9 protein-coding genes, 1 tRNA gene and 1 other RNA gene are annotated in these 25620 nt (G+C 42.6%); 4 read left to right on the top strand and 7 right to left on the bottom strand.

What is annotated here, in order from left to right; all coding sequences use genetic code 11:
- Positions 1–215, top strand: a 215-nt coding sequence (locus GJU39_RS23600) for a hypothetical protein (RefSeq protein WP_209437650.1), incomplete at its 5' end; no start/stop codon positions are given.
- On the opposite strand, the gene GJU39_RS13770 is transcribed toward GJU39_RS23600, so the two are convergent.
- Both GJU39_RS13770 and gltB read right to left on the bottom strand, forming a co-directional pair.
- The gene (locus GJU39_RS13770; protein WP_154281401.1) at positions 212–1678 is read right to left on the bottom strand and encodes a glutamate synthase subunit beta; all 1467 of its coding nucleotides are present in this window, start codon (positions 1676–1678) and stop codon (positions 212–214) included. The two genes, GJU39_RS23600 and GJU39_RS13770, sit on opposite strands and share 4 nt — an antisense overlap.
- A 3-nt stretch (positions 1679–1681) precedes the next feature.
- Positions 1682–6181: a glutamate synthase large subunit gene (gene gltB / locus GJU39_RS13765; RefSeq protein ID WP_154281399.1), complete on the bottom strand. Its 4500-nt coding sequence runs from the start codon at positions 6179–6181 to the stop codon at positions 1682–1684.
- A 410-nt stretch (positions 6182–6591) separates the two neighbouring features.
- Here gltB and ffs point away from each other — a divergent pair.
- Positions 6592–6691, top strand: an RNA gene (gene ffs / locus GJU39_RS13760) — signal recognition particle sRNA small type.
- 109 nt (positions 6692–6800) lie between these two features.
- On the top strand, positions 6801–7460 hold the full coding sequence (gene fsa / locus GJU39_RS13755) for a fructose-6-phosphate aldolase (protein WP_154281397.1): 660 nt from the start codon (positions 6801–6803) through the stop codon (positions 7458–7460).
- 2176 nt (positions 7461–9636) lie between these two features.
- Here the strand turns inward: fsa and GJU39_RS13750 are convergent.
- The 3 genes from GJU39_RS13750 to GJU39_RS13740 all read right to left on the bottom strand — a co-directional run bounded on the left by GJU39_RS13750 (position 9637) and on the right by GJU39_RS13740 (position 12889).
- Positions 9637–10152 (bottom strand): D-glycero-alpha-D-manno-heptose-1,7-bisphosphate 7-phosphatase, encoded by a 516-nt coding sequence (locus GJU39_RS13750; RefSeq protein ID WP_154281396.1) that lies wholly within the window; start codon positions 10150–10152, stop codon positions 9637–9639.
- Positions 10153–10313: 161 nt separating this feature from the next.
- On the bottom strand, positions 10314–11651 hold the full coding sequence (locus GJU39_RS13745) for a sugar MFS transporter (RefSeq protein ID WP_154281394.1): 1338 nt from the start codon (positions 11649–11651) through the stop codon (positions 10314–10316).
- Positions 11652–11776: 125 nt separating this feature from the next.
- On the bottom strand, positions 11777–12889 hold the full coding sequence (locus GJU39_RS13740; RefSeq protein WP_154281393.1) for a formylglycine-generating enzyme family protein: 1113 nt from the start codon (positions 12887–12889) through the stop codon (positions 11777–11779).
- Between the two features lie 175 nt (positions 12890–13064).
- Here GJU39_RS13740 and GJU39_RS13735 point away from each other — a divergent pair.
- Positions 13065–13137, top strand: a tRNA-Lys gene (locus tag GJU39_RS13735).
- 212 nt (positions 13138–13349) lie between these two features.
- Here the strand turns inward: GJU39_RS13735 and GJU39_RS13730 are convergent.
- Positions 13350–24257, bottom strand: a complete 10908-nt coding sequence (locus GJU39_RS13730; protein ID WP_154281391.1) for a hypothetical protein — start codon at positions 24255–24257, stop codon at positions 13350–13352.
- A 20-nt stretch (positions 24258–24277) separates the two neighbouring features.
- Complete coding sequence (locus GJU39_RS13725) at positions 24278–25615, bottom strand: endonuclease/exonuclease/phosphatase family protein (protein WP_154281389.1); 1338 nt, start codon at positions 25613–25615, stop codon at positions 24278–24280.
- Between the last annotated feature and the right edge of the window lie 5 nt (positions 25616–25620).

Raw genomic sequence — 25620 nt, 5'->3', positions numbered from 1 at the left:
GACAAGCTCAATGTGACAATACGAATTTATTTTCTGGAACTAGATTCATATATAAAGATGCTGAATCAAGTTCAGCAGGACGATTGAAGGTTCGACAGGATGATCAGGGAATTCTGCTAAAAGATCATAAATTCAGCAGGACGGCCATAGTGCTAAAAAAGGGTCGTGGTTTGCACCACGACCCTGAAAATATAGAACTTAGAAAAACTATTTAAGCATAAGCAACAGCATCTTTAGATGCCAGTTTGGTCACTCCCATTAAGTATTCATCTACTTTACGGGCGGCTTCTCTGCCTTCAGAAATAGCCCACACCACAAGCGATTGTCCGCGGCGGGTATCGCCTGCGGCAAAAATCTTTCCAATATTTGTCTGGTAAGTGTGTTCAGAAGCCTTTACGTTTCCGCGGTTATCTAGCTCAACCCCTAATTTCTCTATTAATCCCTCTTTTTGCGGATGTAAGAAACCCATGGCCAGAAAAACCAGTTCACAAGGCAAATCTCTTTCCGTTCCGGCCACTTCTTTAAAAGACACTGGTCTGCCAACGGCATCAATTTCCCACTCTACATCCACTACTTTTAATGCTTTTAAATTACCGTCTTCATCAGCAATGAAGTTCTTGGTATTTACCGACCATGCACGTTGCGCACCCTCTTCATGTGAGGATGTATTTTTCAACAACATCGGATAATTTGGCCAGGGCATATTTTCGTTGCGCATTTGTGGTGGCATAGGCATGATTTCGAATTGGGTTACTGATTTAGCACCGTGACGGTTTGAAGTTCCGATACAATCAGAACCGGTATCACCACCACCAATTACAATTACATTTTTACCTGTTGCCAAGATATCTTCGTTACCGATTTCCCGGTTGGCTACACGTTTGTTTTGTTGCTTTAAGAAATCCATTGCAAAATGCACCCCTTTAGCCGAACGGCCATCAATCGGCAAATCTCGCGGAACAGTAGATCCACCTGCCAAAACGATCGCATTGTAATCCCTCAATAAAGTGCTGATTTCTACATTCTCACCAACGTTAGCATTACACCTGAAAATGATTCCTTCTTCCTTCATTAAATCAATGCGGCGATCAACCACATTTTTCTGTAGTTTGAAATCAGGAATCCCATATCTCAATAAACCACCAGGTGCGTCATCACGTTCAAAAACGGTAACTTCATGACCAACCTTATTCAATTGAGCAGCAGCGGCTAATCCTGCCGGACCTGAACCAATTACCGCAACTTTTTTACCAGTTCTGATTAATGGTGCTTTTGCCTTGATAAAACCTTTTTCAAAGGCAATTTCTATAATGTGTTTCTCAATTTCTTCGATAGAAACCGGTGGACGGTTAATTCCTAACACACAGGCAGATTCGCAAGGTGCCGGACAAATTCTCCCGGTAAACTCAGGGAAGTTATTGGTGCTTAATAAGATATTGGCAGCCAATTCCCATTTACCCTGATAAACGGCATCGTTAAATTCTGGAATCACATTACCCAATGGGCAACCTGACTGACAAAATGGAACGCCGCAATCCATACAACGGGCAGCCTGATTATTTAATTCTTGTGCAGGCAATTCATGTAAGAATTCCCCATAGTGCTTTACACGAGTTTTAGCCTCTTCTCTGGTGGGCGCAACTCTGTCGTATTCTTGAAATCCTGTTACTTTTCCCATGGCTTAGTGTGTTTTTACTTGTTGATTACGTTTTGCTAAAACCGCTTTGTATTCTTTAGGGAATACTTTTACGAAATGATTTGATTGTGTTTTCCAATCGCTTAAGATAAACTCAGCTACTTTACTGTCTGTTAAACGAATATGCGTTTTCAATAAAGCTAAAATCCGCTGTTCATCCTCTGCTTGTAAAGGATCAAGATCAACCATTTCTTTATTGCATTTACGCGCAAAAGTTCCGTTCGAATCGTAGATCCATGCTACACCACCGCTCATGCCTGCAGCGAAATTGCTTCCGGTATCACCAAGGATTAACACTTCACCACCTGTCATGTATTCACAACCATGATCGCCAACACCTTCTACCACTGCAGTGGCTCCGGAGTTACGAACGGCGAAACGTTCACCAGCTTTTCCACGGGCGAATAATTCACCAGAAGTTGCACCATAAAGCGCTACGTTACCAATAATGATATTTTGTTCAGGAACAAAGGTTGAGTTTGAGAATGGATAGATCGCTAAACGGGCTCCGGATAGACCTTTACCTACGTAATCATTTGCTTCACCCTCTAAAGATAAAGTGACTCCACGGGTGTTAAATGCACCAAAACTCTGACCAGCAGAACCTATAAACTTAAAGTTGATGGTATCTGGCGGCAAACCTGCTCCTAAATGCACCTTAGAAATTTCGTTAGATAACATGGTACCCAAAGAACGATCTGTATTTTTAACATTGAAGCTGGCAAAAACAGGTTCATTATTGGTAATGGCTGGTTGAGCAGCAGCAATTAACTGATGATCCAGTACATGTGCTATACCGTGATCCTGCTGTTCTGTGTTGAACAATGGCAAACCGTTATCCTCTGCCTTATAAAGTATGGCAGATAAATCCAGATGTTTTAATTTCCAATCTTCGGCAGGCAATTCGCGAACTTTTAAAATATCTGCCTGACCGATCATTTCGTGAATGGTTCTGAAACCAAGTTCAGCCATAATTTCGCGTAATTCTTCCGCCAGGAAATGGAACAAGTTTACAACATGAGCTGCATCTCCGCTAAACAATTTCCGCAATTCGGGATCTTGTGTGGCAACGCCTACCGGGCAGGTATTTAAGTGACACTTACGCATCATGATACATCCTGCAGTTACTAACGCTGCTGTTGCAACTCCCCACTCTTCTGCACCCAATAACGCAGCAATGGCAATATCTCTACCGGTTTTAAGCTGTCCGTCGGTTTGGAGAACGATCCGGTTCCGCAATCTGTTTTTTACCAAGGTTTGGTGAGCTTCCGCTAAACCAAGTTCCCAGGGTAGGCCAGCATGTTGAATAGAAGTTAATGGTGATGCACCGGTTCCTCCATCAAAACCTGAAACCAAAATAACATCCGCGTGTGCTTTTGCTACACCTGCTGCAATGGTACCAACCCCTGCTTTAGAAACCAATTTCACATTGATTCTTGCTGCACGGTTGGCATTTTTCAAATCGTAAATCAGCTGTGCTAAATCCTCGATAGAATAAATATCATGATGTGGTGGCGGCGAAATTAAACCCACTCCAGGTGTAGAGTGGCGCACTTTTGCAATCCAGTCATCCACCTTGTGGCCAGGTAATTGCCCCCCTTCGCCCGGTTTTGCTCCTTGCGCCATTTTAATCTGCAGTTCATCTGCATTGGTTAAATAATAACTGGTTACGCCGAAACGTGCAGAGGCAACTTGCTTGATGGCCGAACGCATGCTATCGCCATTTTCCATTTTAGTATAGCGCATTTCATCTTCACCACCCTCGCCGGTATTGCTTTTGCCGCCAATGCGGTTCATTGCAATTGCCAATGTAGAGTGTGCCTCGTGCGAAATGGACCCGAAAGACATTGCTCCCGTTGCAAATCGTTTTAAAAGGGCCTCCGTAGATTCAACTTCATTTAAGGGAACGGGCTGACGGCTATAATTAAAATCAAACAACCCGCGAATGGTATAAGCTTGTTGTGTTTGCTCATTTACCAGTTTAGAGTATTGCTTAAAAATACTGTAATCGTTTTTTCGGGTAGCATTTTGTAATAGGTGAATGGTTTGAGGGTTGAATAAATGCGCCTCACCTTTACGACGGAATTTATAAGTTCCACCTGCCGGCAATAAGTTTTCGGTTAGGGTAACCGGACCAAAACTACGGTGATGTTTAATCAACGTTTCTTTAGCGATTTCATCTAGTCCTAAACCACCTATCCTTGAAACTGCACCAGTGAAATAAGTGTTTACCACCTGTTTATTCAAACCTAAAATCTCGAAAATCTGTGCACCCTGGTAAGATTGCAAGGTGGAGATTCCCATTTTAGAGAAGATCTTCAACAAGCCGCTGTTTACAGCGTAAATATAATTTTTAGTGAGTTGTTCTGCTGATAAACCAGATTCAGCCTGGAAACCGTTGATGGTTTCTAAAGCCAGGTAAGGATTAATCGCCGTAACACCAAAGCCCAATAAGGTAGCAAAGTGATGTACTTCCCAGATGTCTCCTGCCTCAATTACAATTCCCACAGCACCACGGTAACCTTTGCGAATCAAGTGATGGTGAACCGCAGAAACTGCCAATAATGAAGGCATTGCCGCATGTTCAGAATCGATTGCCCTATCGGTTAATACAATTACCTGGAAACCATCTTCAACGGCATCAACTGCGTAACGGCATAAACGGTCTAAGGCCTTCGCCATTGCGCCTGGTTTGCCATTGGCCCTGAAATAAGTTTGTAAAGTCTTCGCCTGGAAAACGCCGGTATCAATACTTCTTAATTTTTCTAACTCCTGATTGGTTAAAATGGGATGTTTGATGGCTACGCAATGCGATTGTAAAGGATTTTCTTCTAATAAGTTACCATTACTTCCCATAAAACTCGCCAAGCTCATCACCACTTTCTCGCGAATGGGATCAATTGGCGGATTGGTTACCTGTGCAAATAACTGTTTAAAGTAGTTCGATAAGTGTTGCGGACGTTTCGATAAAATAGCAAGCGGTGTATCGGTACCCATCGAACCAATTGGCTCTTTGGCTTCAATTGCCATTGGCTTCAACAATAAATCTACATCTTCTCTGCTGTAACCAAAAACCTGCTGATATTTGAAAATAGATTCTTCAGAAAGGCCGGTAAACATTACACGCGGCTCCGGCAATTCTTCTAAACGGATTTGATACTGATTGATCCAGTCTGCATACGGACTCCCACCACAAACTTTTGTTTTTATTTCTTCATCACTAATAATTCTACCCTGCTCCATGTCTACCACGAACATTTTACCAGGTGTTAAACGACCTTTTTCGATAATCGTACTTTGATCAATTGCCAATGCACCGGCTTCTGAAGCCATAATTACACGGTCATCTGAAGTGATGGCATAACGAGACGGGCGTAAACCATTACGGTCCAAAGTAGCGCCAATCAGTTTACCATCCGTAAAGGCAATGGCTGCTGGCCCGTCCCAGGGCTCCATTAAAGTCGCATGGAATTCATAGAAGGCTTTTTTCAGCGGATCCATATCCTCATTCCCATCCCAGGCTTCTGGAACCAACATCATTAATACATGTGGTAACGTTCTTCCTGCGTGAAGTAATAGTTCGATGACGTTATCTAAACAGCCCGAATCAGAGTTGGTCTCATCGATTACCGGCAATAACATATCCAGCTCTTCTTTGGTGAAATAGGCCGAAGCAAAAGATTTTACGCCGGCTCTAAACCAGTTCAGGTTCCCCTGAAGGGTATTGATTTCGCCATTGTGGGCAATGAAACGGAAAGGTTGAGCTAACCTCCAGGAAGGAAAAGTATTGGTTGCAAAACGCGAGTGAACCAGACCTAAAGCAGAAACCACTCTTTTATCGCTCAGGTCGTTAAAATAAGTACGAACCTGTAAAGAAGTTAACTGACCTTTATAGATAATGGTTTGCGCAGATAGGGAAACGATATAAAAATCTTTGCCTCCGTTTACGGTATTGGCAATTAACTTAATCAGGTAGTTTTTAAAAATATAAAGTTTACGTTCGAAATCTGCACCCGGATTGACAGCATAAGGACGGGCAATAAAAACCTGCTCAATTTCCGGTTCTACAGAAAGTGCCATGTTGCCAATATCAGTTGTATCAACATCAACCTTTCTAAAGCCTAAAATTTCTAATCCTAATTTTTCTGCTGCGCGATAAATTAATTCCCGGCATTCTTCCCGCGAGCGAATATCTTTCGGCATAAAAAGCATACCTACACCATAGTTATTGGTTTCTGGTAAGCTGAAGCCAGCTTTTAAACATTCATCGTAAAAAAATTCGTGGGGAATCTGAATCATTATACCGGCACCATCGCCTGTATTTGGTTCTGCTCCACATGCCCCTCTATGATCTAGATTTTCTAAAATAGTAAGTGCATCGGAGATGATTTGATGCGATTTTCGCCCTTTCACATGTGCAACGAACCCAATACCGCAGGCATCGTGTTCAAATTGCGCGTCGTACAATCCACTGTTTGGTTCCATTCTTTGCTCGTTAGTTGTTAGTGTATAGGAAACACTAAGATACGAAAAACGAAGCTCAGATTACAGAGTTGCTACAATTTTTAGAATTATTTTAGTTTTTAAACAATTTTAATCCATTATATTGAAATATAGCTAAACATGAAGTGTTATAATTACGAATTTGATAATCGGGTATTTATACGATATGTGTGTAGTTTTTGCAGATTTTGACAGCCTAAAATTCAAAAATGCTGATAACGGATTTCAATATATCTTATCTACAAGACAAAATTCGCTATTTCTAGTCATAAATTAAGATAGATTTTAATCAATTGAATTTTATTTACGTATCAATCAGCAAGATAAGCAAAAGAGGTAAAAAATTCAAAAAATGCATTTTGCAAAACAACTTCTTTTTCTACCTTTGTGACGGGCAAGTCTTTTACGACCAGCTCCCTTTGAACTCCCCCAGGATGGGAACATAGCAAGGGTAGAAGGTTGTAGCGGTGCGATAGAAGTTGCTTGCCCATTTTTTTCTTTTCCCCAAATGCCTCCGGTTTAAAGCCGGAGTAGACTCTGAAGGGAATTAAATTCTTCAGGGTTCAATCATTGAAACTCAAATATTTAAGAATTTACAACCATGAAATTTTTTATCGACACAGCAAATCTTGATCAAATCAGAGAAGCTCATGATCTTGGCATTTTAGATGGCGTAACCACCAACCCTAGCTTAATGGCTAAAGAAGGTATTACCGGCCAGGAAAATGTAATCAACCACTATAAAGCAATTTGCGATATCGTTGAAGATAACGTAAGTGCAGAAGTTATCGCCACTACATTCGACGAGATTGTTAAAGAAGGCGAAGCGCTAGCTGCTTTAAACCCTAAAATCGTTGTTAAAGTTCCGATGATTAAAGATGGTGTTAAAGCCATTAAATATTTCTCATCAAAAGGAATTAAGACAAACTGTACTTTAATTTTCTCTGCCGGACAAGCCCTATTGGCTGCTAAAGCTGGAGCTACTTATGTTTCTCCATTCTTAGGTCGTTTAGATGATATTTCTAGCGATGGTTTGGCTTTAATTGAAGATATCAGAACTATTTTTGATAACTACGGTTACGAAACTCAGATTTTAGCTGCTTCTATCCGCGGTCCGTTACACATTGTAAACTGCGCAAAATTAGGTGCTGATGTAATCACTGCTCCTTTGGCTGCAATTGCAGGTTTATTAAAACACCCATTAACTGATTCTGGCTTAGCCACCTTCTTAGCAGACCACGCTAAGGCTGCAGGTAAATAAGTTTGGAGTTGAGAGTGCCTTTCCTGGAGTCGAAAGTCTTTAGTCTGGAGTCTTAAGTCCAGGGTTGTCGGGCAAGGAGCTTATAGCGAATAGCATATAAACAAAATCCTAAGTTTGGAGTAGAAAATCTACCTGAGACTTAGGATTTTTCATTTATGAAAAATTCAAGAAATAAGTTTTACTTAGTGAGTTTATCTACGGTTTGGTGTAAACTTTAGTCCCGTAAAATCAACTAAAAGGCTTGAACGTAGATAGCGAGAATCTGTATACATCCTGGACTCGTGAAATTCTGACTTTGGGTTAAAACCCAAATCTTTTAATCAACTGGCTGATGCTTTTAGTTCGGGTTATCCATTAACGGGATAGATGTAGGGGTTACCTAAACCATGTGCTGAAAACTCATAATTAAAGATTCATCACTTTGTGTTAAAACCCAAAGTGATGAATCTACTGGCTGATGCTTTTAGGTTAGATTACCAATTAACGGATAGATTTAGGGGTTGCCGAAACCATGTGCCGAAAACTCATAACTAAAGATTTATCACTTTGGGTTAAAACCCAAATCTCTTAATCAACTGGTTGACGCTTTTAGGTTGGATTACCCATTAACGGATAGATTTAGGGGTTGCCGAAACCATGTGCCGAAAACTCATAATTAAAGATTCATCACTTTGTGTTAAAACCCAAATCTTTTAATCAACTGGCTGATGCTTTTAGGGTGGATTACCCATTAACGGATAGATCTAGGGGTTGCCGAAACCATGTGCCGAAAACTCATAATTAAAGATTCATCACTTTGGGTTAAAACCCAAATCTCTAATAAACTGGTTGACGCTTTTAGGTTGGATTACCCATTAACGGATAGATTTAGGGGTTGCCGAAACCATATGTCGAAACTCATAATTAAAGATTTATCACTTTGGGTTAAAGCCCAAATCTCTAATAAACTGGCTGATGTTTTAGTTCGGGTTATCCAGTAACGGGATAGATTTAGGGGTTACCGAAACCATGTGCTGAAAACTCATAATTAAAGATTTATCACTTTGGGTTAAAGCCCAAATCTCTAATAAACTGGCTGATGTTTTAGTTCGGGTTATCCAGTAACGGGATAGATTTAGGGGTTACCGAAACCATGTGCTGAAAACTCATAATTAAAGAATCATCACTTTGGGTTAAAACCCAAATCTCTTAATCAACTGGGTGATGTTTTTAGGTTGGATTACCCATTAACGGATAGATTTAGGGGTTGCCGAAACCATGTGCCGAAAACTCATAATTAAAGATTTATCACTTTGGGTTAAAACCCAAATCTCTAATAAACTGGCTGATGTTTTAGTTCGGGTTATCCAGTAACGGGATAGATTTAGGGGTTACCGAAACCATGTGCTGAAAACTCATAATTAAAGAATCATCACTTTGGGTTAAAACCCAAATCTCTTAATCAACTGGGTGGTCCTTTTGGGTCGGTGACACATCAATGTGTAAATTAGGTCTGCCTAAACCATACGCCGAAAATTCATAATTAAAGATTCATCACTTTGGGTTAAAACCCAAATCTCTTAATCAACTGGCTGATGCTTTTAGTTCGGATTATCCAGTTAACGGAATAGATATAGGGGTTGCCGAAACTATGGGCCGAAAACTCATAATTAAAGAATCATCACTTTGGGTTAAAACCCAAATCTCTAATAAATTGGTTGGTCCTTTTGGATCGGTGACACATCAATGTGTAAATTTAGGTTTGCCTAAACCATGTGCTAAAAACTAATAATTAAAGATTCATCACTTTGGGTTAAAACCTAAATCTCTTAATCAACTGGCTGATGCTTTTAGGTTAAAAAATAAACCTTTATCTAACTGGGCTGGTGCTATATGCGGATGACACATCAACGGAATAGGCTTGGATTGTATCTACCTTCGTATCCAAGACTTTTAGCTGCAAAGTTCCAGGATAGCAAAATCCATCATCGCCCAAGACTCCCGACTAAAGACTTAGAACTCACGACTAAAAACGGATAGCAAGAATCACCTCCGCCCAAGACTCCCGACTAAAGACTCAGAACTCACGACTAAAAACGGATAGTAAGAATCTACCTCCGCTCAAGACTCCCGACTAAAGACTCAGAACTCCCGACTAAAAGCCGATAGCAAAAACCACCTCCGCCAAGACTCCAAACTAAAGACTCCCAACGCTAAACTCCGAACCCAAAACTTCCTTCACTTTCTCGTAAACGATCTGTTCATCAGGTGCGATCAGGATTCCCTTCACTCCTGCCCCATTGGCAGCTTCGACATCGCGGGGTTTATCGCCGATCATTACAGATTGAGCCGGATCAATGTCATACATATCAATGGCGTCGAGAATCATACCTGAAGCTGGCTTGCGACATTTACACTCACCTCCAACGGTCGGGTGATGCGGACAATAATAAAAACCGGCAATATCGGCACCTTTGGCTACGAAAGCATTTCTCAACATCTGATGCATAATGGCTAACTCTTGTTCAGTGTATCTTTTCAAGGCGATGCCACCCTGGTTGGTAATCACGATTAAGAGATAACCTTCATCAAAGAACTTCTTCAATACAGGAATTTGATAGTCGAGAATTTTGAAATCTTCCACGCGGCAGATGTAATCATATATTTCGTGATTAAGCACGCCATCGCGATCGAGAAAAATAGCTTTATTCATTTGGGAATTTAATATTTGAAACTTAAACTTTACGGATTAAGTTTTACGTAAATGAAACTTCAAAATAAGTCAAAATTAATGGCATAAAAAAAATTAAACTGATCTTTCAGGGTCAACGTTGCCCCTTAGTCTATATTTAATCAGATTTTCTGAACAGAAGTTTACTTCTTACCTAAACGGTAGCCACTCACAGCGAAGTAAAGGATAAACAAATAAGCAGGAATCATCATCAGATATGCTGTTTGTCCGTTGCCTATGGTTTCAGATATGTAGCCGTAAACCGGCGGAAGAATTGCGCCGCCAACGATGGCCATTATCAGCAATGCCGACCCCATTTTAGTGAATTTACCGAGACCATCTATTGCCATTGGGAAGATAGCAGGCCACATTACGGAGTTTGAAAAACCCAAAAGTGCAAAAATCCAAACTGCCGGATGTGTAGGCAAACTAAAATCACTGCCGAATAAGTGAAGTGTAGTAAGACCCGGATTCGCCTTAATCAATACGACTAAAATTACCAAAGCGATGCTGAGCAAACAGGAAACAATTAAGGCATTTCTTTGTGAAATAAACCTGGGAATAGAAATGATGCCAATGGTATAGCCGAGCAATAAGCCGTAACCGGTGTAGGTGGCAAAACTTTTCGAAATATCCAGTTTATAACCCAGATGAGTTCCGAGACCGGCAAAAGTATCGTAACTGATTACTTCCATCCCTACGTAGAAAAACAAAGCAAAAACGCCGACGATTAAATGAGGAAAATTGAATACGTTTTTATTAGCAGCTGCTACCTGTGCGTTTTGAGGCAGAGCATCAAGATCTAAAATATCCTGCTCTTCCTCCACTTCAGGAAGTTGCACAAAAAATAACAGGATTCCTACAATCGCGAATGACGCAGCGATAAAAACATAAGGCAATACCACTTTTTGCGCAAGAGCATCCAAAGCAGTGTTTTTAGCCACTTCATCCATCGTTTTCAAACTGGCTTCAAAAGCATCGCTGTCTTTCAAAATAATGCTCCCCAATACGTAAACTGCCAGGATACCGGCAATTTTATTGCAGATTCCTAAAATACTTATGCGTTTTGCGGCACTTTCTTTCGGACCTATTGCCGCAGCATAAGGGTTGGATGCCGTTTGAAGTAGCGCCAAACCACTGCCAATAACAAACAAGCCGATTAAGAATGTGGGAAAACTTCTGGCGTAGGCCGCAGGAATAAATATTGCAGCACCAATAGCCATGGTAAACAAACCTACCGACATTCCCTTCTTAAATCCCGTGAACTTTAGTACAAAGGAAGAGGGAATCGACATTACAAAATAAGCAGCAAAAAATGCAGAGGCTACATAATAAGATTCGGTGCTGGAAAGTTGACAAGCTATTTTTAAATAAGGAATAAGTTGACTATTTGCCCAGGTAATAAAACCGAAAATAAAAAAGAGAACACCGATAACGAACAATGCAAAAGTATAATTCTGCGATTTTTGAGAATCTGACATGAGTTTGGTTTGTGAATTTGAATGGTTTGGCCAAAATAACCAATTATTTTTCTGATTTAGAAATGAAATCGATACATAATGTTATCGAGATACAGATTTAAACTCACATTTAATTCAAATTAACTTCAATTATCAGCTACACAACGAAAACCAGTATGTTCTAAGCCAGTATCAATCGATGTTTTCATCCGTGACGTAACTCGATACCCTTTACAATAAGAAGCATTACACATAAACGACCCACCTCGAACCACTTTTTTTGGAATAGTAGGCTCCATGGGATCATAACTATCTCCAGGCCCCTTAGGATTTGAGGTTATCCCTTTTAGTGTTTTGTAATAATCAGGGCGATACCAGTCGCTACACCATTCCCAAACATTGCCCGCCATATCATATAAACCATAGGCATTCGGCTTGAAACTTTTTACTCTGGCAAGCCCGGAAAACTTATCCCAAACTGTATTGGTTACCGGAAAACTCCCCTGCCAGGTATTTGCTTTCGGACTGGCCGTTTCTATGTCCTCATTTCCCCACGGATATTTTCCATTTTTTAGCCCTCCCCTCGCTGCATATTCCCATTCTGCTTCTGTTGGCAAACGCTTCCCTACCCATTTGCAATAAGCCATGGCATCATCCCATGATACCTGAACCACCGGTTCACGGTCTTTTCCATTGATGTTACTGTTTAATCCCTTTGGATGTTTCCAACTTGCGCCCTTCACCCAACGCCACCATTGCGAGGCATCGTTTAAGCCATAGATTGTTTTGGGTTGATAAAAAACCAGCGATGCGGCTACTAGTATACTATCGGGCGGTTTGGGCGTTCCCGGCGGGAGCTGCTTTGCCATCTCTTCCCAATTCGGCTTTCGCTCGGCAGTAGTGACATAGCCTGTGGCCGCAACAAATTTCGCGAAACTTGCATTGGTTACTTCTGTTGCGTCCATCCAGAAGGCATTTAATCTCACCTGATGTTTTGGGTATTCGTCTTCTCGCCCTTCCTGATCTGATGCACCCATTTCAAATGTTCCTGCCGGAATCAACACCATTCCATCACGGGTGGCTTGATTCACCGCAAAATTAGCCGTATCTCTTATTGTACCGAAACGACTAGGCAGATTTTTCTCACAAGAGGCCAATGAATCTTGTTTTCTTTTACTGGCCTCCTGTTCTTTTGGTTCCTTACAACACGTAATTAATGCAATGACGGGTAGACAGAAAAAGATTTTTAGTTTATTCATATGTCAAGATTAGCGACTAAAATTATCAAATATCTTTAAAAAAATGGTTACCAATAATTAATCCCCTTATAAATCAATACAGTAGCACTTTTCCAGATTTTTTATTTGCATCAGATGGAACTGAACCCTATATTTGCATCACTTTAAAGGAAACGAAGACGTTTTAAGCAAAGTAGATTCCGTAGCTCAGCTGGTAGAGCATTACACTTTTAATGTAGTGGTCCTGGGTTCGAATCCCAGCGGGATCACACCAAAGACTATCAAAACGTATAAAACCCTGCAATCGCAGGATTAGCAGGGTTTTTGCTTTTAGCGAATTGCCAAAAATCGCATGAATTCACAAAACTTTGGTGAGTAAACATCTATTATTTCGTTAATTAAACCGGTATTTCAGTTCCCACCATCCATTACATCTCCCCTGCCTGGGCAAGGGAGATGACTATTCATTAAAACAAGCCGCTTAGGTCAAATCATTAATATCGCTATAAAATAAAACAATGTTCTTCAAATCGATCAATGGCAGTTTAACTTCAGTTAAGGAAGAGAAAACAGACATGTCCAATTGCAGCCAGGCATTAGCTGTAGTAGGATTATTCTGCTTATACCAGGTCTTGATTGCGGCAGATAACTTACATACAAAGGAGTCTGTTGGACTTACCGTAGCCGAACAACCTCCTGCCGGAATCATAAAATCTACTGGGATAGCAAAATTAAACGGCGGTGCCAGCAATATTGGCAATTGAATCGCTGCCGGTAATACCAATGGGTTTGTCTGGATCGACTCGCTCTGCAATATCGGATAGTTCCAGGTTGCACTCATTTTAATCAGCTGCTGATCCAGTTCGTCTTTGGCAAAAAACACCGCAAAGAAATTAGCCAGCAACTCCCCAAGCGAGTGTTGTACCGTTGGTACGGACATCAGCCGGGCAATGTTAAAGATATAATCATTGTTCAGGATCGGCACCAGCTTATTGGAGAACTTCACCAATGGACTACGGTATATAAATTGAGGATTTGTAGGGTTGTAAGGGATCAGATCTTCATTTCTAATGATCGACAATCCAGCCCAGGCATACTGGAACTCTAAAATATTCAGCTCATTTACATTCACTTTTCTTGAAGCGATCGACAAGGAATCTATCCAGGACAGATAAACCGGGTTTTCACCTATAGTTTGATACCAATACGCATTAGGAATCACCTTACCATCATCATTAGTTGCCGGAATAGTTGTATAGTCAGGGATACTGACCACAGGCATATTTGGAAGGGTCACTGCGATATCCTGATTATTTCCGGTGTAGTTCAATATATCCTGCTCAGATATCTCATCCGGAGGTACAACAGTTACCAGTAAGCGGTTATCATTGTCCTTATCATCCGTTTGAACGATCATGAAATCAAAGGCACGTTTCGTATCGGTATCGCTACCGGAGGTTAAAATTAGACTTGTATAATCATTCCAGGCAATTGCCAGATTATTGGTTAATATCACTAAGGCCTGCAATGCGTAATAAGCATTTTTCAAATTAGGATCTGACGAAGTAGAAGCAGCGGTAATTGCAGTAAGATATTGGTTAAAGTCATCTAATATCTGCGGCCAAACCGTCACCAGTTGTGCCATGTCGTTAAACAGGTCACGCGAAGCACCGGCCATCATTCTTGACTGAGGCAAAGGTACCATGTTGAACTCAATCTCAGAGAATAGCCGATCTTGTGCAGCCTGATCCTCGGTATAAGAATAGGTATAATCCCATTGCGAAGCCTTCTCTAACTTCATGTTTTCCGTATCTCCCGAAACATCAACCGGAGTCCCGGTTTGGGTGGTCAGTGTTGGTGGTGTTGGATAATTACGCAGCACGATAGGAATATCCACCAGACCCAGGTTTTGTTGTAATACCTGGAGATCTGATCCCGGACTTACCGGAGTGTTCAGGTCGGCTGGAATAATAAAGGTCAGCCAGTTAGAACCTTTGTACCCTTCAATTCCTGGAACATCACTGATTTGAAACTCTATATGCGTCACTACATAAGAAAGATTAAGTTCTACACTGCTGTATTCTTTCGCATTCTTTGTAGAGAAGCTAAACGTTAAATAAGAATCTTCAGAACTTGCATCTTTAGCATTCAGCTGCACTTTAGCCGTAGAGATGCTGTACATGCTTTTCAGGTTATCATCCAAGGTAACCCTATCCTGATTCAGCGATGACACCCCCTGGAATGCCGGATTGTCTACCATAGGGACACCATACAACCTTGGAGGAGTGGTATTATTAGTAAAGCCTACGAAATCAGAGCTTGCCACCACTTTAGTCTGTACCAAAGCACTCACATTATAAGCATTTCCCAGCTGATTCAGCAATTGCTGTTTAAACTGTTCTTTCGCATTAGCCAGGCTCTCCGGATCATCACTGATCACCGGCGCGGTTAAAATAGATTCAATTTCATTGGAAATCGTATCTGCAAGGCTCTTCTTCGCACTGGTAATGGCTTCTACAAACGTATCGGCAGCAATCTGCTGTTCTCCCAACCAGATCTTTTCATCATCTGCTTTCAACTGGTCTACCAGGAATCCTGGCACTGAGAAATCAGAAGTCAGGAATACATCAATGACATTGAGTGATTGCGCCGCCCAGTTGTCCATGTCAATCCCTGCGAAATTATTCAATTCTACAGAGCTGTCTACCAGCCCCTGACCGGTTACATATTTCTGAATCGGAACCCCGTTTTTAGAAACCAGACTGGTGTTTAATGGTTTAGGTGCATAAAATACCGGAAGCAAACTATACACATAAATGGTGTACTGATACCGCTTAAATTCAGCCTCTGTAAGTAACGTTTTCAGCTGTACATCAAAATCTGTCCGGCTGTTATAAACCACATTCAGTAAAGGTGTTAATTTATCCGTCACTGCGGCTGGCACATTCCCTTTGGTATCCAGGTTGTCAATAGATTGCGGTGTCAACTGGTAGAAACAGGCTTCTGAAGCCGACCAATAGATCCCCTGTCCTTCCTGTTGGCCCATTCTTACCACATACACCGCCTGATTGCTGCTGCTGCTTCCTGCCTGCTCCGGATTTGTACCAATCGCAATTTTCAATTGATAAACCCCCGGATTGCTGAAAGCCAGCTCAAATTTCGCTGCAAATTCATTCAGGCCATTCGGACTCGTTTTCGCATCCTGGGTACCTGATGGTATGGTTGGATCAGATTCTTGTGGAATAATAATCGTTTGAGGTTTCACAGAAGTAACTGAATTGGTTACCAGGTCGCTATCCTTAAAGTCATTGTTTACAAAGTCCAAATCCCTGGCAAATTCCACATCCACTGTTAATAGTAAAATAGATGCCGTATCAATATCAGCCGCATTGATTGGATTCACAATCGGATTCATTACCGGAGGAGTTGCATCCTGCTCATTTGATCTGGCCAGTAAATAAGTATAAGTATCTTTTACAAACTGAAGCAACTGGTTAAACTGCGTTCCAGCAATCGCATAATCTTTATTCGGAGTCAGCGAAGTGCTCAGGTTGACGCTGAGCGTATTGTGCCCATCCTTAGGGCTCAACTGCGTAATCTGGTAATAAATATTCGTGTAAATGATCAGGTCGTTCCTGGCATTGGCTTTCCAGTCTTGCTGCTGATCAGCAGGCACATCCAGCGGCACATACCTTTGGGAATTAAAGTTAAAGTTTAAAGCCAACTCAGCGCCGGTATTCTTATCATTCTCAAATAAATAACTCAGCTCCAGACTCGGCCATTTACCCAATCCTTTTAACTCATCTGTATAAGCAATCTGGACTGGTGGATTGTTCAATGGCGTTTGTGCATCCAGACTTGGGTCACTAAATGGCGTAATCGTGTTGTTGCCATAGTAATCTACCCAATCAAAATGCACCTGTGCCTGTCCGCCAATACCCAGATAAGGGTTGTCGTCTTTCTGAGGATAACCTGCCGGATAACCCACTGGATTTTCCTCAGGAAGCTCCATATAAGGGTTTGGTTTGGCAAATTGCGCCAATGGAATCACCGGGTTATACACCCATAATTCTTCTTCTATCGGAGCCGCATCTGCTTTTCCTAACAGCTGATCCTGACTCTGGGAAGTCCCCGGACCAGCTGGTAATCCGATTTCACCAGGTTCAAAATCAGCGTTCTCAATCACGTTGTAGCTGAGCAGATTGTACAAATTGTCCAGGTATATTTTCGCGTAATCCGGATCGGTCACTTTATAATTCTCTGGTAACACCGGATTTGTACGGTTAAGCTCAAATGCAGCCGCTCCTTGTGGCACATTCGATACCTTGTGTAAAATCTGGTCATTGATGGTCAACGGGGTACTTGTACCAAAGAAATTATTCACATTACGTACCGCCCATCCCAATACCGACATGTCTATAAAGTAATAAGCAGCAATGCTTCCAAAAGTATTTCCCGGGGCTCCGGAAGCAGTGCTAACCGTGTATTTAAGCTCAGGAATGCTAACCAATTGCCACAATAGTAAATTGTTCCAATCTGTGATCTGCGGATTTAAAGCCTGAAGATCTGTAGCACTTACACTGTAATAAGCCGAAATCTTTGTCAGATTGTTAACCGTACTGATCCGACCTACCTCATATACCAAACCACTAAACGTAATCACTGGTACCGGTGCTAAAGTGGTGTTTAAAACCACATTGGCATTGGTCGCCGCAAACTCACTGAGCAGGATGTTATACCTCGAACTGATGATCAATGGGGTATCCAGTGCATTTTGCACATAAACTGTCAGCCCGGTTTGCTTCGCACTTTCTGCATAAACCACGCAAGAAGAAACATCAATTTTATCTCCCGTCACCGCACAGTTCATGTAATTGCCTGGCTTATTGGCGAATACATCGCTATAAGTCACCATCAGGCGGATGGTAGCAGTATCCCCTTTACCAAATATGCTGTCAGGGAAACCTTTATTGCTTTCAATCTCGTTATATAGTAAGTAATAACCTCCTGAACGGGTAATGCTGCATTCCCATAACAAGCGGATAAAATCATAGGTGCTGTTCAGGATTCCGGTATCTAAAGTAGTTTCTTCAACCGCCATCAGGGCCATTTTCATTGCCTGATTGGAAGGATTTGTTTCCGTAGAAAGGTTGGCCTGCACAATAAATGACTTCATGCTGTCCATTCCTACCGACATCAAGCCGCCATCCGCTTCATACAACCACTGAATATCGGTGACCATACCTTTGTTGTTGTTGCCGGAATTCGGATCCAGCGCCTGCAGCAATCTTTGTAAGATCGTTGCACCGGCCTCATCGGCACCCATCAACTCGTAAGTATAGGCATTCACCACAGCGGTGGATTCCCCTGTCAGCCTTTTCAGGTCGATCTCTACGATGGTATTCCAGCCGTAGTAAGAAGAAGAACGGTAATTCATCATACCTTTTGCAGCATCATACTGTCCAATCTGAACGCCAAACATCGATCCCGCCAATTTCGGCAAAGCCAGTTGCGCAAGCATTCCTGAAGGAAACATCCAGATCAATGGAGAAATATCATTCTGGCTGCCTATGCTACCATAAGGCAGGATTACTTTTCCGGACGACTGCCATTTGGTAACGGTCTGGAAGGTATATTGTAATGGCAACAGGTCATAAGGCTTCATTGGCGTCAATGAAAGCACCTCCGGTTTGATCCCCGTCTGCTGTGCATAATTCAGCAAAGTATTGATTTGTTCAATATCCGGATCATCCAATGTTACGGAAAGCATATTTCCTCCCGGTTCATTCATAGTTTTTCCATCAATCTGCAACCAGCTCAGCGAAGAATTGATCAGCTGGATTTCAAAACCTTTGGCCACATCTGCTGGCAATACAAACTCCTGACCGGTTAAAGCGAATAGTGCACAATCGCTGTCTGTTGGACATGGGGATCCTGCTGACAAGGTCAGTCCCGGTAAATTAGTAGGCAAACGCATGCCATGCAGCTGATACCTGGATGCCATACCAGACAATTGTCCGTAGCAGCCATTTTCTGTGAAATAAGCCAGAATGCTGCTCACATCCAGAATCTCTAATCCCGGAATATTGGCGCTACTGTAACCTTCTCCATTGTAAAACAGGTCAGTGATGTTCTGATTTGAATAATTAGAAGCCATCAATGCCACAGTAGTGCTGTAAGTCACAGAAAGGCTAAGCAAAGTATCCGCCTGGGCCGGATCATCAAAAGTAACAGCGCTGTAAAGGAAAGGTGGAATTAACAGTTGTCCGAGCGGCTGGATATTCAGCGCCTGTACAACAGGATCTGCAGCCAGATTTTCCGGAGTAACCGTAGTTTTAGTGGCCACGGTAAGATTTTCTGCCATACTGGTCAGCGTATCTCCCGGCACAATGGTATACAGTTTCGAATCATAAACAAATGTATTTCCGCTGATGAACAAGCCTGGTGTGACCTGGTTTTGCATCAATAGTCCTGCAACATCCACATTTTTGTAGATGTTAGTCACGACTGAAGTAAAGGTATCCTCGTTTTTAGCCGTGTAAACTGCTGCTCCAATGATTAACCATCCTCCAGGCTGCGTTACCGCCGTTTTCTGGAATACCAGATCCCCTGAAAGTAAGGCCAGTGTGGTGTTTAACCCGGCTGCCACTGCTTTCAGCGTATCTCCTGCATTTACGGTATAAGAATTACCATTGTATTTGACTGCCTGTCCCGGCGCAAGCAAACTTGGCACCGTACCATTTTGAACGATCAGCATCGCTGGGGTAATTGCATACAGCATCGCCACCGAACTAAAGGTATCAGCGCTTGCAATCAGGCGCATATGACCCGTGATCTGAAGTGATACACCAGCAGTAAGCGGATGATTTTGGTTGGCAACAGCAATGTCCTGCAAAATGACATGATTGGAATAACCATTTGCGGTAAGGCCATTTGCCCATGAAGTCATGACCTGCAAACTACGGTCCACAGCCACTTTATCATCTGTGTTGTTAATTTTGTAAGTGAAATTGTTCATCGCATCAGATCCATATCCGGCGAGTTGTTTTCCGATCAGCACAAAGTAATCTTCAAAAACAAAGGTCGACATGCTATAGCTTGGTTCTGCCGCGTCCGCTATTTTCGCTTGTGGCGCCGAATTACTTTCTTCCGAAACGCTCACTTCCAGTTCGGCAAACCATTTCTTCACCTCTTCCAAATACTCGGCAGTCGCCATATTGTATTGGCTGAAATCAATGTGCAAAGGAATACCTGGTACGTTTAAACTCAAGTCATAGAACATCGGGAAAATTGCCGCAGAAGGAAGGTCTTCTCCTAAATTCTGAATGTTGACCGCCGCAAATGAACTTTGCAGGAAGGTCAGCAAATCAGCTGTAGGAATCGGAAAAGGATTATCCTCGTTAGACAGCAATGCGATTAAGTTGTCCAGATCAAGTTTTGATATCCCCTGTGCATCAATTTCAGAACGGGTAGTCAGTCCTGCATTTGGATCTATATAATTGGCAACCAACCAGCGGAAGAAATCACTGCTCATGCGTTCAAATGAGGTGGTACCATCACCCTGACCATTTGGATCTGGTGCATCAATGAACAATGTAGCTACGTATTGTGCTTGTTGACTATTCAGATGATCGCTTCCTTTAGGTGCAGAAACCGTTAGATGCGGTACAAAGTATAAATTAAGTACTGGCAATGCTTCTTCAGACCCCGTGGCCAGTATGGTATTAAACTGAAGCCTTGGCCTGGCAGTCTTACCGGACATCATCCTATACTGTGGCATCTCCAGTGCTGAGGCTGCTGATGCTACAGTCAGGTCTTTGTTCCATGGCGCTGCAGCGCGATTATCCGTTCCGATGGTCAGGTCTTGTCTGATCGTTGCGGTAAAGCTGAAATGAATGGTGATTTTGAATAAACCAAGGTTCAGACGTGCAGAAACCCTGACGTCAACAGCCGCCACGATGGCCAGCGGTATTTTGTTATAGGCTTCAAAGACTGCCTGTACATAGATCGTGATGGTAATATTTACACTGGCAGATATGATTCCGAAATCGATAGAGCCGTACAATTTACCAATGATCCCCACTGTACCTTTCAGGTAATAGTAGTAAGAAGTTTCGACCGTCTGCAGGTTTTTCTCCTGACCTTCCAGTGAACCCTGATATGGATGGTAACTTGCAATTACCCCCTCAATGATCCCGAATAAGGTGAGGCTAAAACCTGCACTCATGATTCCGTAATCGACACTGTAGCCAACGCCAACCTGTAGCCCTATTCCAAATACGAGTACCGGATTAAAGTTACCATAGCTGGTTGCCGGCACCAAAGTGGTGGTTGCACTGCTTAGCTTGCCAAAATACAATCCGCCTGAACCCATTGCCGGAATTCCCGGCGGCACAATGGCCTGAAGGGTAAAGGACCGTGAAAAATCCATGTTGTGCGGAAACCCGATATCGACTTTAAAGTCGCCATTGGTATAGATTTCCAGACTGATGCATGGCAAAGTAATATTAACCGCCCCAAATTGCAGGTTGCGCAATTTATCCGGCAGCGTCAGGTCCATCTGGTAGACCCCGATAGAATCTGAGATCTTTTTATACATGATCTCAAATACGAGTCCTTTCAGCACTTTCGCTTTATCGCCACTTAAGGCAATGCGGAGCCCATAAAGATTCGGGTCGTTGAACACAATCTGCGCATCAACTGTCCAGACCGGCTTATCCTTGGTGCCTACATTTAACACCCCGAAACTGGTGGCAATCAGCCAATTGCTGTCTTCATTAAAACTAAGCAGCGTATTACCTGGCCCTATCGGAATAGTGCCCGGTTCCGGTTCCGTAAATGCCTTTTGCATGGCATCGGTCACCTCTTTAATGGATTGATAAGATGCACTGTTGGCCAGCTCCACATGTTGTCCCATGGCCAGCAGGTAGAGTCCGAAATATTCTGAACCTTGTCCGGGTACTTCAGGCATTTTGTTAATGTCCTGTCCGCCTTTCTCTGGTTTAAACAAATTACTGTCGTTCACACCAGGAACCGGTGATGATCCATCAAATGCGATGAATACCCCTGTTGAATTTTTGGTCAGGCTGATGCCATTGATGGTAATAAATATCAGGTTGAGGCTCTTTCCGAATTTGTAGTTTACCTTGATGTCTTTTGTATCCAGATCATAGGTCACAGAGAAGCCGTCCAGGCTCAGGTCGTTCAGTAAATCCCATGGCGAATCCAGTTCAAAAGTAGGATCCCCCATCATTTTCATAAAGGAAGTAATCAGGCTACCTACAGACCACTTTTCAATGCGGAAAGTGATGGTTTTTGATGCCTCGGTAACGTTATATTCGGTGATGAATCCCTCCCACTGGATCGAGAGCAATTGATTATTTTTTGAAAAGTCGTAGCCAATATTCACCTCTGCATTGAAATACTCCAATGTTACGGTTCCGGCAATGGCGCCCTCATAACTCGTTACCGCAGGACCGTTTGCGGATGGTGTACTTTCATATTTCAACCTTAAATTAGCCAGGATATTGATCGGCTGGTCGATGATCGGGAAGGTGAATTTCCAGACAATTGCTGTTTTCACTTCATAGGTACTGGTTCCTGTGGCCGCATTTGGCACGTATGAAACCAATGAGAACTGGGTAATTTTAAGGTAGCTTGGCAGGAAGCTATCCGGCAAATCAATGGCATTAAACAACTGTTTGATCAGCGCGCCGAGATCCAGGTTTTTCCCTGCAGGCATAGCAATGCTCAGATTCCATCCACCAGCAGCTGCAGAGCTGTAGTTCACATCCACATTGAGCTGCAAGCCTCCTATCGCAAACAAACCATTAACCGCTGCGGTAAACACACTTTTACCTTCTCCGCTGGTTGGCGTAGAAGAAGTGATTTTCAGGCTGCCATTGGTAACGGAAATATTGGTAATAAAATTAAGGTTGATATTGGTATTGGCATAGAACTCATAATACTTATTGTTGATGTCCATCGCTATTCCAAAGCTGGTAAACTCTACCAGCAGCAGGCTTGGAGGGATATCTATGGCTCCATTGGTAATCGCCTTCATTAAATCATTAAAGGTAACAGAACCTTCGAATGAAGCGGATAAAGTGAGATCTGAGGTGATTTCCACGTCAAATCCACCCTTGAATATGGTTGGAAAGAAATCAACACTGGCATTCAGGTGGATCAGTTGCGAATTGATTTTACCTGGTCCGATGATCAGCCAGGTCACATCAAATTCATTGATGATGAAATTTTCAAACAAAACCCATTGTTGCGTAGAACCTACTGTTGCCGAAGCGCTTTCAATAGTAAAACCATTGTTGAAGCTTACCGTAGTTGCAAAACCTTTAAAGGCAATCGCATTTAAATACTGTTGAAGTGCAGGCGGCAAAATGGTAAACCAGTTATTGCCTGCCATTAAAGAAAACAGGTTCAGCGGTGTCAGGGGTGTTGAGGGATCAGGCGTTACACCAAGGAAATAAGTGTTCTGATCAGGCGTAACGCTGGTACTGAAATCCATCTGGATGGTTGTTCCCAATAAAAGCTGTAATTCAAAATAAAGACTGGAGAGCTGTACGATATCACCATCTTCGTCTTCATCTTCTTCCAATACAAGCATGGATTCAGTTCCATCCATCGCAATCATCCTGGCTTCAGTTTCCGCATCGTCTACCGTTTCAATTTTAAAGCCTATCGCCGGACTTTTTACTATAAGAAAGCTAAATGGAATCACCTGCACATCCAACATCACTTTTAAATCCATCTCCGGATAAAGAATGGTATCATTATTTACCTGTGATGGATCAAGCTTACCTGATAAGGCGATTTGCTTACCATTAACCCAGCCAATCAGGAAATTTACAATAGGCGCAAGTATTCCGGTGAGCTGGATCAGACCGGCAAAATTTTGACCGGCCACTAAGCTGATCTCGTTTTGCTGCCATAGATATTGGCTTTGAGAGGCTGATGAAAAAATAAGGGTCGGATGGGTATAAGGTAAATCGCTATAAATACCGCCTACCATAAATGGCCAGCTTGTGGCAAAAGTCCAGTTGCTTAAGGTGATGACAATTACAAATTGTACATTGCCCAGGCCATCATCAGTAACGACAAAGGAAACTGCCGTATTAGAAGCCTCCACCTGGAGTACACTTGCCGCCCCTGTAATGGTCAGGGTGTTCCCTACCGGATCATTTATCGTGGTACCGCTGGTGTCAATTAGCAGACTGCTATCTGCAGCAAGCTGATAGCCGGCAGTCAGCATAAGGTCTAAATCTGCAGGGACACTAAGTCCTGCTTTGGTAAATGAAGCTGCATTCACCGTGATATTACCGTTATTCTGGCTGGCTTGTTGCTTAAATTCGTCGGCAAGTGGTTGTAAACTCATAATAATATCTCTTAAAAGAACTAAAAGTCAATAATTAGACCCATGTGGTCGCTGGTGCTTCTTACTACACCGTAGTTGGCCCACTCCCGGAATTTTATTCCGACACCTTTTTTCTTTGGCGCATATCCGCCGTTTCCATTGGGTGTTGGATTTGGGGGTAACAGCAAGGCAACTGGTGCTAAAGGATCTGTAGCTCTGCTATCCTTTGCCATTGCAGTAGTATAAATCAATGTTCCCTTTGCACCGGCATAAGCGGGTGTAGTCGCTTTAGTATAAGGAGCACCTGCAACCAGGTTCACGATCGTGATCTTGCTTGAAACCGGTACCCTGGTTATATTCCCATAACGGGTCAGCATATTGTCGTAACTGTTTGGCGTCATATATCCATATGCGGGATAGCCCCTGGTATTGGTAGGTTCTGCTTTATTCTTTCCTGAAGTACCATACATAGTGGTACAGATATACCCTACATCAGGAAAATCGGAATCTGTAGTCGGGTTAATCTGCCTGGTATAACTATCCGCAATAAGGCTATCATAAGCCTCATCCGCCGAATCTTCGTCTGATAGATCGACATTAAAATCGCCCATGATGATCACATCATCCTGCGCCTGGAGCAGCGTGGTGATTTCTCTGATCTGGCTTAAGGAATCGACCCCTGCAGCGGAAATTTTCGTATCTGGCGGAGGGGCATGATAAGCCACTAATTTTATATTTCTGTTGCTGCCGGCATCCCAGAATGTGGTGAGGTAAGGTGGGCGTTCACCAACGCTCGGAAATTCCAGTTTTATCGGCGGAGTAGCCCCATCATCGTATAACCATTGTCCGGCAAGTTGATTTTGTGCCAAACCACCGTTAATAATCCCGGCAGTGGTTGGCGTATTTGTAGCCGGTAATGCTGTATCCCATGGATTGGCATAGGCTACTGTCACGCCAGCTACAGGATTTGCAGGGTTCACTCCGCCCTGCCAGCCAAAAGGACCTGTAAAAAACAGCTTGCTGTTACTGTTGAAAAATACGCAAACCCCTTCCATTAAAGTACCTTGACCAACAATTAAAGGAGGAACCAACATCCAGGTTACTCCAAATTTGCTTCGTATTTTTTGCAACAAATCCAATGCTGCCTGACTGCCTCCTGCGTTGATTAAAGTACCCTCTGCACCCGCACCGGTTGTAGTCTCAACGATCACAAAAATATCCGGTGTATTTGCCTTCATCGCGTTTAAAATCAAATCACTACGGTTCCCTGAGGCAACCACACCAGTGGGTGCTTTACTTTTTCTTTTTCTTTTCGCATTAGGATCGTTGATCTTATTTATCGAAAAATTTTCTATGTTCCAATACAGTATTTTTGTCATAAAGT

Origin of the sequence: Pedobacter petrophilus, assembly GCF_009674725.1 — a bacterium.
Classification (GTDB): Bacteria; Bacteroidota; Bacteroidia; order Sphingobacteriales; family Sphingobacteriaceae; genus Pedobacter; species Pedobacter petrophilus.
Note: the sequence above shows the minus strand (reverse complement) of the source record. Positions and strands in the feature narration are given on the sequence as shown.

Excerpts from the sequence above, each read along its gene's own strand:
- GJU39_RS13770 (WP_154281401.1), bottom strand. The coding sequence starts at position 1,678 with ATGGGAAAAGTAACAGGATTTCAAGAATACGACAGAGTTGCGCCCACC.
- gltB (WP_154281399.1), bottom strand. The coding sequence starts at position 6,181 with ATGGAACCAAACAGTGGATTGTACGACGCGCAATTTGAACACGATGCC.
- fsa (WP_154281397.1), top strand. The coding sequence starts at position 6,801 with ATGAAATTTTTTATCGACACAGCAAATCTTGATCAAATCAGAGAAGCT.
- GJU39_RS13750 (WP_154281396.1), bottom strand. The coding sequence starts at position 10,152 with ATGAATAAAGCTATTTTTCTCGATCGCGATGGCGTGCTTAATCACGAA.
- GJU39_RS13745 (WP_154281394.1), bottom strand. The coding sequence starts at position 11,651 with ATGTCAGATTCTCAAAAATCGCAGAATTATACTTTTGCATTGTTCGTT.
- GJU39_RS13740 (WP_154281393.1), bottom strand. The coding sequence starts at position 12,889 with ATGAATAAACTAAAAATCTTTTTCTGTCTACCCGTCATTGCATTAATT.
- GJU39_RS13730 (WP_154281391.1), bottom strand. The coding sequence starts at position 24,257 with ATGAGTTTACAACCACTTGCCGACGAATTTAAGCAACAAGCCAGCCAG.
- GJU39_RS13725 (WP_154281389.1), bottom strand. The coding sequence starts at position 25,615 with ATGACAAAAATACTGTATTGGAACATAGAAAATTTTTCGATAAATAAG.